We start from the raw sequence: 12783 nt of genomic DNA on the forward strand, positions 1-12783 counted from the left end.
GCTTCTGCGTCGAGGGCTCGAAGGTCAGCCTGGCCTGCACGAAGCAGAGGATCTGATTGTTGCTTATCTATCAATTCTTGAAGTGTCAGCGATTGAGCCAGCAACGAAGTACATGACAGCGATAAAGTTAGAGCCAAAAGTACCGATCGCATCTTAAAACCTTGTGGCTTTTCTCAAGACCCACCATGGCGCCATGCCGCTTTCCTCATGGCCACGACGGAACATCTCGTTGAGCATGGCGACTGCACTCCAGCAGCGCATGAGCAACATGAATAGCGGATAAATCGGCACTAGCAACCCTAAGCGCAGGTCCTGCCGAGGTCGATCGGAAACTATTAACAGCAAGGCCCCGAACAATATTGCGGTGATCGTCAAATACAGCAGATAGACCAGAAACGACAAGATCAACAGCGTTGAGCCAGGCAGGATGAACAATGCCACCAAAGTGTAGCCAAAAATGATGAATGGCAGCACCAACTGAAAAAAGAAGCCACTGAGGAGCATCATCAAAAAGCTCCGCCAACCTAATAGCGTCGGATTAATACTGTGGCTGTGCTTGCGAACGTACAGAAAAAACAGGTCACCATCCCAGCGTAGCCTCTGCATGAGAAACTGCTTGAGCGTCGTTGGTGCATCGGTATGGCCGATGGCTTCAGGCTCAAATGGAATTCTTAAATCATGACGCCCGAAATAACTTTTGATGCGCAGTGTTATGTCGAGGTCTTCCGCTGTGTGAGTATCCCAGCCACCAATTTTTATAAGAAAACTGCGACGGAACGCGCCGAAAGCACCAGAAATGTTATTGACCAGATTCCACTCGGCCAAACCGATTTTCGACATATGGATCGAAAGCAAATATTCCAGCGCTTGCATCGCTGCGATCATGGAACTCCAGGCATTACGGACTCGCAAGCTGCCAGCCACCGCCGGCACAGCCGGGTCCTCAAAATGCCGCACAATGGCGCTGACCATGTTGTTGTCAAACGACGTGTCACCATCCAGGGCCATCACGATCTCACCGCTGGAATGGGCCAGACCGGCATTCAATGAAGACACTCGGCCACCACGTTGCCACTTGGCAATCGGACGAAGATGCCGCCGTGGATACAAAAGAGGGTCTACCCGAAAGTCCCGTACCGCATGCAGTGTAGGCTGGTTCAAGGTAGCGCCATCCACCACCGGTATCATCTCGATGTGTCCGGGATAGGTTTGTTCGCACAGGCTTAACAGCGTCTTCTGCACGTCCATCCCTTCGCTGTAACAGGTGATGATGCAAGACACTTTCGGTTGATAAAGGCTATGTTGTGGGCGGTGGGATTGCCGTCGCACGAACCAGCGCAAGACGCCCAGCAACACCAGCGTATTGAACGGCAGTTCAAGCAGCAGGAAAAACGGAAAGAGCATATAAAACAATCGTCTCAAACCGCCGGGGCCCGACAGTTGATTGAGAATTTCCTGAGTCTGATCAAAGAGTGGATACATCGCAGCCTCAAGCCAGTTCGCTGGCGAGACGGGCCAGCAACAATTCGCCGTCCTCTTGTTCAAGCAGATCCTGCGGCGCAGTGAAGCTGACGACACGAAGAGATATCTGGCTGACTTCAGGTCCCGAGAACAACTCGGCGACCTGCTCCAAACGTCGTTTGACACTCACTAGTCCCTCGGCCCCGGTATTCGGGAGCATGAGCCAGAGAAACTCTTCCGAGCTTCGAGAGCAACGATCGGTTTCCCTGACGGTTTCCTGCAAACGATCGACCAGACTGTCGACGAAGGCATGCCCGCGGTGCTCGCCAAGTCGAAGCAGGGTATCGGTCAAGTTGACGAAGCGCAGACCAATCAGTGAAAAATCCGGCAGTTTATAGCGGCGTACGATCTGAATTTGCCACGTGAGCAGCTCATAGAAATCCTTGCCGCCCAGTAAGTTGAGTCGACCAAAGTGATTGACCCCACCCAGCTCATTGCTGAAGCCTTGGCGGCAGCGCAAACGTCCTGCTTCAGTCAAGCGGTAGTGCCGGATTTCGCGTACCCGCAACTTGTCGGGTGCGTGCGCCAAGACACAATCCAGGCAGCGCGCTTGAACATCGGCGTCAACGAAAAAAGCCTGACATGACCGGCAGCGGTAATTCTCCAGCGGTCGATCATAGTCGCTGCCAATGTGTCGCAATCGGTTCAGACAGTTAGGGCAAAGTAACATCCCGTCTTTCAGAAAGTTCTCTTGGGCACCCACATGGCCGCAGGTAAAGCAGTGCAGTGAAGGCTGACGGGAAATGTCCAGGGCCTGACATTCGGGGCATACATCAACATAGTTCAAACGGCCCGAACCGCAGCTTGAACAGAGTCGGACGCGATCGACCAGTACCCCCTCTTCAAGCCAGTCCTGCTCGGCCATCAGTGTCAGCCAGACGAAGGTATTGACCTGTTCGTCCTCGGCCAAAACCTCCAGCAATGGGTAGCGATAATGCTGAGGCACCTCTGGATCGCGCAGCGCGTGCACTTCTGCGCTGGAGCGAAACCACAACCACGAAAGCACCCGGCTTTCAAATCGATCAGACGCCCCTGCGCTATCAAAGAGACTGAACCGTGCTTTCCACAAGTTCCAGAGGGGTGTGACTTCCTGGAGATCTGCAGGGGGAGCACCATCGCCCAGCGCTTCGCACCAACCATCCAAATCACGGCAGCAGTAAATCAAACTGAATCGATAGGAAGTATCTATGCGCAGCTTGCGAAGCAATTTCCCTGCCGAGGCACCTGGCATGTCAAGCAACAACACATCAAACGCGGGAACGGCTAAGAGGCTGTCCAGGTCGGCAAAGCGTTCCAGTTCAATGGAACCCAATCCCGAAGTGAAACTACCAAGAACAGCAATGTGGGGAGATGAAGTGGGCATGATGCAGTCCCTGAAGGGCAGCCAAATAGCTCGTAGCCTGCACCACTGAAAGATAGCAGCATTGCTGCCAGCCAATCGGCTATTTCAAAATGAGGCTCATATGATCATTTCAGAGGCGTGGCTAATTCCGGATTTGTAGCGCCGCGCCGGTTGGCCTGCTGCATGTTCATACGTTCGCCCCCAGGTACTGTGCAATATCAACTTCATCGATCTGCTCGGGTTGCATATAGAGCTCGGCATAGTGGCGGTACACCCCGGATGTCAGAAAAAGATCGAACAGTTCCGGATCGATATGCTGCTGCGCCCTGGCTATCGACATGATGTGGACCGCCTCCGAAAGGCTCTTCGCCCGTCTGTATGGACGGTCTGCTGCCGTAAGCGCCTCGAAGACATCCGCAATAGCCAACATTCTCGCAAGCGGGCTCATTTCGTCCCGATGCAGTTGCCGGGGATATCCGGTGCCATCCATCTTCTCGTGATGATTGCCGGCGATCTCCGGTACCTGACGTAGTTCCTTGGGGAACGGCAAGCGCGACAGCATAATCTGTGTCTGCACGATGTGGTCTTCGATCTTGAAGCGTTCTTCGTTCGAGAGAGTTCCCCTTCCCACCTGCAGGTTGTGCAGCTCGCCCCGATCGTACAAATCCTTGGGCGTATCGCGTTTGAAGCCCCACGGATTGTCCGCCGGGATCGTGTCATGCGCTGTTCGCGCTATCACGTGTTCGGGCTTATCGGCCAGCAGTGGCTCCACTGCAGGTAGCGGCGCTGCCGGATGGTGTGCCTTGCGTGCCTGTTCTTCTTGCGAGAGGCCGATGCGGTCGTCCAGGGTCCGCAGCCACGTACGGCCAGCGACTTGCAGCAATCTCGCTTTATGCGCGGCGTCCATGAACTCGCCGCCCTGATTGCAAGTGGCGACGAACGCGAAGTCGTCGTCAAGCGCCTTGAACTCGGCGTCACGTCGCGCGCGCGAGGCCTCGTCAGCTTCGCCGGCGGCGACCGAACGCAGATACGCTATCTCGGCATCGCGCTTTAGCACTTCGAAACGCATACGGATTTCGTGAATCCGGTCGTAGAGGGTCTCCAGCTTTGTCGCCTTGTCGATAATGTACTCGGGGGTCGTCACCTTGCCGCAGTCGTGTAACCAGGCGGCGACGTGCAGGGCTTCCCATTGTTTGTCCGTCATCCCGAACGATTCATAAGGACCGTCGGTGGCATCGCAGGCTGCCTTGGCCAGCATCTTGACCATTTCTGGCACGCGCTCGCAGTGGCCGCCGGTGTGCGGGCTTTTCGCATCGATGGCGCCAGCCAGAAGGCGAATGAACGCGTCGAACAGATCACGCTGAGCTTTCGTCAGCCCCTGCATCTCAAGTGAGCCTGTGAACAGGCCGGCCAGTGTACTGACAAAGGCTAGCTGCGCAGTTTCAAGCGGGGTGTCGCGCAGTATCAGAATAACGCCCAACAGTTCGTCCTGGCGGGTGGCAAGCGGGATGGCTGCAAAGTGAGACGACTGAGCCGACGTCAACATTTCGAGGTTCGCATCACGGATCTCATCTACCGTGAAGTGGCGCGTTTGTGGAGCGTTTCCGCGGGCAGCGGAGCCGATCACAGGCAGTGCTAACTCAATTGAAGTGTTCGCCACAGCTTGCGTTACATCTTTGCCATCGCGATCAAACGCTGCGGCGACCGACAAAGCGCTGCCTTCCACCAGGTACAGAACGCCTGCATTTCCACCCGCTGCATTGAGGGTTTTGCGTAAAAGCAAAGGCAGAAGGTGATCGAGCCGGGTTTCCGCGGACACGGCTTGCGCTATCAACAAGAAGCGCTGGATCGTTTGCCGCATTTCCTCGGTTGCGTTGCCAAGATCATGCACCTCACTGATGCGCGACGGGACGGAAACCGGCTGGTGGAAATCGAACCTGCGTATGGCTTCGACCCCATCCGCAAGAGCTTGCAAGGACCGGGAGATGTATCGCGCCGCAAACCAGATCAAGGGTATCGCAAGCAATATGACAATGACGGTAGCCGCCATCCCTATCCACGCCTGCTGCCTGGCGCCCTTGAGCAACTCGTCTTTTGGAATAGCGGAGACCAGGAAGAGGGATTTGCCGTCGTCTGACGTCAACCGTTCGATGGTCGTGTACCACATCTCGCCGCCCGCGGCTGTCACTTCTTGCCGGCGGGGTGTATTACCCAACGCCCCGATATCGTTAGCAAGAAGCGTCAGGATGGGAACCCCATACTCACTGGCGACCGTGAGTCGGTCCGTCCGGATGGAGTCTGTGCTCGATACCGATTCAGGGAGTTTCCTGTCGATCGCGATGACTTGGCCACTGGCATCCAGTACAGCGGCCACCGAACGCGCGGTGGTCCCCTTGCGCGCGAGCATTTGCCCGAGTGAGTCCAGTCGGAAATCGCCACCCACCACTGCGCGGCGGTTATCAGTGGGGATAGCGAACGTTGCGCCGACCACTCGGTCGATAAAGAACGTATAGGCTTCGGTGCGAATGAGGGAGCCCGCGGCCATTGCCCTGGTGTACCACGACCGTTGTCTGGGATCGAAGTGGGACGCAAAATCCATGTCGTCTTGGACTGAGAGTGTCGTGAGATTGGAATCGAGAAAGTAGAGCTTGCCTTGCTGCGCACCACTGCCCCGTTCGACACTGTTAATGATGTAGCTGGCTTGCGGCGGAGCGTGAAAGGTCAAGCGGGTTGAATCGTCGCGCAGCGGCGTAACAACGAAGACGCTACCGTCTGCATAACCGACGTAGAGCGATAGCAATAGTGGCGATAATCCCAACGCATCACGAACCAGCGCCAGATGCTGCAGGCGTTGATCGAGAGAGGTTGCATCGGCCAGGGAGCTGTGGCTGATCAGCTCAACCGCGATCCGCGCCGGCGTCACAGTCTCTTCTATTTTGTCGCGCGTATCATCGCTGATCTGATTCATTGCTTCGGATGCTGCGACTTCCAGGGCTGTCTTGGTCATCATGAAGTTGATGCCGCACGTCAGCGCTCCGACCACCAGCACAACGGCCCCGAACAGCGCCCAGAGATGAATGTGAAGCGGGTAATTTCTGTGCGTTTGCATCTACCTTCCCTCGACGGGTGCAGCACGAAATCTCCAGAGAACTGCTGGGTTATCTGCGGCAGGCCTGAGTCCTGCGCACGGTCAGTCTAGCAAACCAACAAAAAAGCTACTGCCGACCGCCTACTAAAGTGCCAAGGGGTGTAGTCGATGTTTACGCGTAGTTCGTTGTCATCTCAGGAATGTGCAGTGGGAGCGAAATCGCTGTGATACCGGCATGACGCGGCGGGATGACTACCCCTTTAAATGATCTACTCTGAGCAGGTGCTCGACTGCCTGGCAACGGGATCGCAAAACAAGCACTGCCAATGCCCTGTCGGAGTGACAATCATGAGGTGGGTAATCGAGTATGCGCGCGCCGTAAAGGTTGGCAGCTGGATTATAGGGGCAGTCTTGATCTTGATTGCCGTTATCGGGGTGGCCGACCGCTATCACCGTCAGCGCGTTCTGCTGCTGGAAGGGCAGCAAATATTGCTGGCTCATCGAAGCAGTTGGGGCTATGCCACCCTGGTACGCCAACTGGCGACCCATAAACTGCAATATTCGCTACTTCTGGCAAATCCCCTACCGACCGGGTGTCTGCCAGACAAGTACATTGCCGAGCAGCAGCGTGCCACAGAGGTCCTGAGTGAAGGTATCGAAGAGCTGTCTCAGTACACATTACGGGTGCCTAGCCATCAAGTAGCAGCATTGCCCAGTCCGCTGGCGCCACAAATGCGCCTGACAAAGGGCGGCATTCAGATGACCAGCCGTCAACTTTTGGGCTACAGCTGCATTGGGCGCTACGCGGTGATCCGGGAAACCCGGACCCGGTTGCAGCCGTTACCGCTGCCGCCGCGCTCGGCCATCGGGCCGGCGTTTGTCGATGCACTTATCGTGCATGTCTCCGTGAGCCACGGCAATGAACCACCTTTGTATGTCGACATTCATTTCACCGACGAAAAGGCAGATCTGATACCTGTCAAAGACGCCGGCTGGCCCACCACACACCTTTCCGAGGAGCAAGGCGAGGAGCGTTTTGTCCGGGACATCGTGGATCCACAACAGGCCCTGCACCTGGAATTCTATAGTGAACCACTGACACCGAGTTTCCTGTCGCTGTTCCTGAGCTGGAATGGTCTCGGCTTATTAATGATGGTTGGCATGCTTGCCAGTGTGTTCTTGATCATTTGGCTGTCGGGGCGATTGATTGATGCCTACGGGATACAACATCGAGCGGCTACCCGCGACTTTCTTACCGGGTTGTACAACCGACGGGAGGCGATGGCACTGGCAGAGGCAGAGTTAGCCAGGGCCATCCGTACGCCCAGTTCGTTGTGCATATTGATGCTGGATATCGACCACTTCAAACGGGTCAATGATACCTACGGTCATGACGGGGGAGATGAGGTGCTGAAGTTTTTTGCCCAGCTACTTAACCAGGCCGTACGCCAACATGACCTGGTCGCCCGAACTGGCGGGGAAGAGTTCCTCATCCTGCTCCCGGATACTGATCTGACAGGTGCACAATCGATGGCCGAGCGATTGTTGCAAGTCTTGCGCGATTCGACGCTGGACTATGCCGGAACACGCATTGGCGTCACCTGCAGCATAGGTGTCACCGCTTGGCGTGGGCCCGAAGACAACATTCAAGCCATGCTTATCCGTGGCGATCTTTTGCTTTACCAGGCCAAACAGCAAGGGCGTGACCGTTATGTGAGTGATTGACACTTATCAACTATCAATTGAGGGGCACAACGAGCCATAAGGATTCAAACCTGGAACATCTGCTTCATCATCGCCACGGCGATGGCGCCCTTGATGCGCAAGGTGCAACCACCGGCCGCGCCGTCAGCAGATGCTCACTGATCAGGCTTGAGGCATTTTGCGAAAGCCGATCGCCAGGCGGTTCCAGGCGTTGATGGTGGTGATGGCCACGGTCAGGTCGACCATTTCTTTCGGGCTGAACTCGGACACGGCCAGTTCATAGTCTTCATCTGGAGCGTGAGTCTGGCTCACCAGCGTCATGGACTCAGTCCAGGCCAGTGCCGCCCGTTCACGCGGGGTGAAGAACGGCGTTTCGCGCCAGGCCGACAACGTGAACAGACGGCGCTCATCTTCCCCGCCCTTGCGGGCATCGGCGCTGTGCATGTCGAGGCAGAAGGCGCAGCCGTTGATCTGCGAGGTCCGTAGCTTGACCAGTTCGATCAGGTTTTTTTCCAGCGGCAGCTTCGAAACAGCGGTCTCCAGGGCGATCATGGCTTTGAGCGCATCTGGGGAAGCGGTGTAGAAATCGATACGAGGTTTCATGGTGGACTCCAATAGCAAGTGGGCGTGGAGCTAAGTTAATCCCGCCCGCCCTTCTGACAAATAGCCAATATTCCAGAAGTCGAGGAGGCCATTGGAGACCAATGAGAAATTAACCGGGTCTGAAATTGCCATCCTCCGCAGTCCACTAAGCCCTGTTACGCAGCCACTGCAAAAACCCCTTCCTCGCCACCACCTTCGGCACTTCCTGAGTCAATGTCTGTGCCTTGTTCAAGCGGAAATCCAGCAGCGCCTTCATCGACTCGCCGATGTCATGCCGCGCCTCCAGGCAGGGTTTGAGGTACTCCTTCTCGATCCGGTACAAGCTGCAGGCCGTTTTGGCGACGAAGTCTGCCGGCATCGCGGCATCCAGTAAAATCCCGCCCTCGCCGATCACCTCGCCCGGCCCCATGCGTCCCGGCTCGAACTTGACCCCGCCACGGCTCATCTCCACCGAAACCACCCCGGATTCGATGATGAACAAATGATCGCTGATCTCCCCCGCCGGCAGAATCATGTCCCCGGCACGAAAGTTTTGCAGGGTCATGTGCTGGCTGAAAGTCTCTTTCTCATCCTGGCGCAGGGTCGAGAAAATGTTCGAGCTGTCCAGCAAAGCGCGTGCCCGCGACAGGTTCGCCGGCGCATTGGGCTCAACGCTCGACAACAGGTTGATACCAGACGCCTGCAAATGCCGGTAGGCCAGGTCATACAGCAGATTGCGCACCATGCGCTTTTGATCCATCGAGACCACGAAACCACTGATTTCATATTCCACGCCCGCGGCGCTGGAGCCCTTGAGGGCTACGCACGGTGCCGGATGACTCAAAAAATAACGACAGCCCTGCATCGCTCGTTCCAGCGCGTCGATCACCGTTTGCGGGCGCGCGTGCGGGCTCAGTTGCAGGCTGATCGACACGCCGAAAATGTCGCTCGGCCGGCTGAAGTTGATGATCTTGGCCTTGGCCGCCAACGAGTTGGGGATCACCGCCATGCTGCCTTGGGCGGTTTGCATGCGCGTGGCGCGCCAGTCGATGTCAGTGACCCGGCCTTCGGTGCCGTCGATGGAGATCCAGTCATCCAGTAGATAGGGTTTGGTGGTGTTGAGGACAATCCCGGAGAACACGTCGCTAAGGGTACTTTGCAAGGCCAGGCCGACGATGATCGCAACGGCGCCGGAGGTTGCCAGCACGCCTTTGACGGGCAGATCGAGCACGTACGCCAACGCCGCGATGATCGCGATCAGGAAGATCACCGCCCCGAGCAAGTCCTGAAGCAAGCGCCCGGTGTGCCCGACCCGTTGCATCATCACCGCACCGATCAGCACCGTCAGGGTCCGCGCGCCGAACAGCCACCAACCGATCTGCAAACCGGTGGCCGCCAGGTGCAACGGCACATTGTCGGGCCAAGGGGCTATCTCGAGTGGGTTCAAGCCTTCGTTGAACAGCAGAACGCTGAACAACGAGAAAATCACCAGCCGGACCAGCAGCTTCCAGTTGCTGCCGCTGGCGGTAATCAAACGCCACAGCCCAAGATCGATCAGGATCAGGACCAGTGCGCAGATCAACGGGTGATTGGTGAAAAAAGCCAGCATCGAGCAACTCCATCAAGGACCGATGGCGCAAAGATCGCACACATTGGCCACAGTGTAGGAGTGTTTGATTCTGCAAGATGAATGCAATTTTCTAAACACCAAAAATCAATGTGGGAGCGGGCTTGCCCCCCTCCCACATTGAATAGGTGTTGCCGGATTTACTTGCTGTTGGTCAGCGCGTTGTAGCTGGTAAACAGGTTGCGGTAGTCCGGGATGTGGTTGGAGAACAAAGTGCCCAACCCTTCCACGTCATTGCGCCAGTCGCGATGCAGCTCACAGGCCAGGCCGAACCAGGTCATCAACTGCGCACCCGAGGCCGACATGCGGTCCCAGGCCGATTGCCGGGTCAGCTCGTTGAAGGTGCCGGAAGCGTCCGTCACCACGAACACCTCAAAGCCTTCGGCCAGCGCCGAGAGTGCCGGGAATGCCACGCAGACTTCGGTCACCACGCCGGCGATGATCAGTTGTTTCTTGCCGGTGGCCTTGATCGCCTTGACGAAGTCTTCGTTGTCCCAGGCGTTGATCTGGCCAGGACGGGCGATGTACGGCGCATCCGGAAACAGCGCCTTGAGCTCTGGCACCAGCGGGCCGTTGGGGCCGGTCTCGAAACTGGTGGTGAGGATGGTCGGCAGCTTGAAGTACTTGGCCAGGTCAGCCAGGGCCAGCACGTTGTTCTTGAAACGGTCCGGTTCGATGTCGCGCACCAGTGACAGCAGCCCCGCCTGGTGATCAACCAACAAAACGGCGGCGTTGTTCTTGTCGAGACGCTTGTAGGAAGTGGTCATTGCAATAGTCCTCGCGTGTTATCGATGCCGAGTGGAAATCGGCGTGGGGTTGCCGTTCAGCGCTGGGAGTCCAGCACTTCGTGTTCATTCGCCACTTGCTGAGCCTTGAGGTAGCTTTCGATCAGCAATTGATAATGCGGCATGGCCTGGGCGTAGACAGCGGCCCACTGCTCGGCATCCGGACGGTTCCACGAGCCTTGCAGCTCAGAGAGCGTAGCCATGATGTCGATCGGCACCACCCCGGCTTGCGTCAAACGGGCCACAGTCAGATCAGTGGCCAGTTTCGAGTGATTGCCCGAGGCATCGACCACGGCAAACACTTTGTAGCCTTCATGCACCGCCGCAATGGAAGGAAACGCCAGGCAAACACTGGTCAGCGTGCCGGCGATCACCAGGGTTTTCTTGCCGGTGGCTTTGACTGCTGCATGAAACTCGGCGTTGTCCCAGGCATTGATTTCACCTTTGCGTGCCACGTATTGGGCATGCGGTGCGGCTTCATGAATCTCGGGGATCAACGGTCCGTTCGGTCCTTGCGGGACGGAGGCGGTGGTGATCACCGGCATGTTCAACAGGGTCGCGGCCTTGGCCAGGGCAATCGCGTTGGCGCGCAATTGCGGTACATCCATGTCCTTGACGATCTGGAACAGTCCGCTCTGGTGGTCGATCAACAGCATGGCGCTGTCATTGGGGTCGATGGTCGGTTTCAGGCCGTTGAAGTTAGCCGCGTTGACGGTATTCATGTGCGTTTCCTCTTTCGTTTGGGCAACAGCCATCCCTGGCCTGAGAACCGGCCTACGCATCCTGTGTAGAGCGGGTTGTTGAGGCGCTACGGGTTAACCGTGCATCTGGCCGAAGCGACCGGACTGGAAGTCGGCGAACGCCTGGTGAATTTCTTGCTCGGTGTTCATCACGAACGGGCCGTGACCGACAATTGGCTCGTCGATCGGCTCACCGCTGAGCAACAGCACCACGGCGTCCTGGCTGGCTTGCAGCGTCAGCCTGTCACCCTTGCGATCGAACAGGGCCAACTGCCCTTCACGCACCGACTCCAGACCATTGACCTGAACCGTACCGCGCAACACCACCAATGCGGTGTTGCGACCTTCGTGCAGGTCCAGAGTCAGCAATTTGCCGCCATTAAGACGCAGGTCCCAGACATCAATCGGGGTGAACGTGCGCGCCGGGCCGGTGTAGCCATCGAACTCACCGGCAATCAGGCGCAGGCTGCCAGCCCTGTCCTTGAGCGGGATGCTCGGGATGTCGCCATCGAGAATCGTCTGGTAACCGGCGTCGGCCATTTTGTCCTTGGCCGGCAGGTTGACCCACAGCTGCACCATTTCCAGGGTGCCGCCGCGCTTGGCGAAACCTTCGGAATGGAACTCCTCATGCAGGATCCCCGAGGCGGCGGTCATCCATTGCACGTCGCCAGGGCCGATCTTGCCACCGCTGCCGGTGGAGTCGCGGTGCTCCAGTTCGCCCTTATAAACGATAGTCACGGTTTCGAACCCTCGGTGCGGATGCTGACCAACGCCACGCCGCTCGGTGGTCGGGGTGAACTCTGCAGGGCCGGCATGATCCAGCAGCAGGAACGGGCTGATGTGCTTGCCCAGGTTGTCGTAGGAAAACAGCGTGCGAACCGGAAAACCGTCGCCGACCCAATGGGCACGTGGGCTGGTGTAGATACCGATGATGTTTTTCATGGTGTCTCCTGATGAGGTGAGTGAAGCCATGGACAAAGCTTAAAACCGCAACCATTAGTGCACTAGACTGCAAAAATCAGTCTTAGCGTTCTATCTGGAGAACGATGATGGAAGACCTCAACACCCTCTACTACTTCACCCAAGTGGTGGAACACGGCGGTTTCGCCCCGGCCGGACGCGCGCTGGACATGCCTAAATCGAAGCTCAGCCGGCGAATCGCCGAGCTTGAAGAACGCCTCGGGGTCCGGCTGCTGCATCGCACCAGCCGACATTGTTCACTGACCGAAATCGGCCAGGCCTACTACCAGCGCTGCCTGGCCATGCGCGTGGAAGCGGAAAGCGCCGCCGAACTGATCGAGCGCAATCGCTCCGAACCCCAAGGCCTGGTGCGCATCAGTTGTCCGACGGCACTGCTCAACTCCTGGGTAGGGCCGATGTTGACGCGGTACATG

At 57.2% G+C, this 12783-nt stretch carries 10 protein-coding genes; 2 read left to right on the forward strand and 8 right to left on the reverse strand.

Annotated elements, in window-relative coordinates; all coding sequences use genetic code 11:
• Window positions 1-153: 153 nt before the first annotated feature.
• From AC1D2P_RS21915 to AC1D2P_RS21925, 3 genes are all read right to left on the reverse strand, one after another.
• Window positions 154-1482, reverse strand: a complete 1329-nt coding sequence (locus tag AC1D2P_RS21915) for a glycosyltransferase family 2 protein (RefSeq protein ID WP_109788260.1) — start codon at window positions 1480-1482, stop codon at window positions 154-156.
• A 7-nt stretch (window positions 1483-1489) separates the two neighbouring features.
• On the reverse strand, window positions 1490-2884 hold the full coding sequence (locus AC1D2P_RS21920; RefSeq protein ID WP_223522618.1) for a TackOD1 domain-containing metal-binding protein: 1395 nt from the start codon (window positions 2882-2884) through the stop codon (window positions 1490-1492).
• Between the two features lie 166 nt (window positions 2885-3050).
• Entirely contained in the window at window positions 3051-5972 is a 2922-nt protein-coding gene (locus AC1D2P_RS21925; protein ID WP_477758380.1) for an HD domain-containing phosphohydrolase, read from the reverse strand.
• A gap of 327 nt (window positions 5973-6299) precedes the next feature.
• On the opposite strand from AC1D2P_RS21925, the gene AC1D2P_RS21930 reads away from it, so the two are divergent.
• Window positions 6300-7676 (forward strand): GGDEF domain-containing protein, encoded by a 1377-nt coding sequence (locus tag AC1D2P_RS21930; protein WP_109788150.1) that lies wholly within the window; start codon window positions 6300-6302, stop codon window positions 7674-7676.
• 141 nt (window positions 7677-7817) lie between these two features.
• On the opposite strand, the gene AC1D2P_RS21935 is transcribed toward AC1D2P_RS21930, so the two are convergent.
• From AC1D2P_RS21935 to AC1D2P_RS21955, 5 genes are all read right to left on the reverse strand, one after another.
• Window positions 7818-8258: a carboxymuconolactone decarboxylase family protein gene (locus tag AC1D2P_RS21935; protein ID WP_046032651.1), complete on the reverse strand. Its 441-nt coding sequence runs from the start codon at window positions 8256-8258 to the stop codon at window positions 7818-7820.
• A gap of 145 nt (window positions 8259-8403) precedes the next feature.
• Window positions 8404-9846, reverse strand: a complete 1443-nt coding sequence (locus AC1D2P_RS21940) for a mechanosensitive ion channel family protein (RefSeq protein WP_223522616.1) — start codon at window positions 9844-9846, stop codon at window positions 8404-8406.
• A 158-nt stretch (window positions 9847-10004) separates the two neighbouring features.
• A complete protein-coding gene (gene ycaC / locus AC1D2P_RS21945) occupies window positions 10005-10631 on the reverse strand; it encodes an isochorismate family cysteine hydrolase YcaC (protein WP_046032649.1) in 627 nt (208 codons plus the stop codon).
• Window positions 10632-10687: 56 nt separating this feature from the next.
• A complete protein-coding gene (locus AC1D2P_RS21950) occupies window positions 10688-11371 on the reverse strand; it encodes an isochorismatase family protein (RefSeq protein ID WP_046032648.1) in 684 nt (227 codons plus the stop codon).
• 93 nt (window positions 11372-11464) lie between these two features.
• The gene (locus AC1D2P_RS21955) at window positions 11465-12331 is read right to left on the reverse strand and encodes a pirin family protein (RefSeq protein ID WP_477758381.1); all 867 of its coding nucleotides are present in this window, start codon (window positions 12329-12331) and stop codon (window positions 11465-11467) included.
• A 107-nt stretch (window positions 12332-12438) separates the two neighbouring features.
• Here AC1D2P_RS21955 and AC1D2P_RS21960 point away from each other — a divergent pair.
• On the forward strand, window positions 12439-12783 hold a 345-nt coding region (locus tag AC1D2P_RS21960; protein WP_477811590.1), incomplete at its 3' end, for a LysR family transcriptional regulator.

Source organism: Pseudomonas sp. P1_F1_2, from assembly GCF_056405815.1.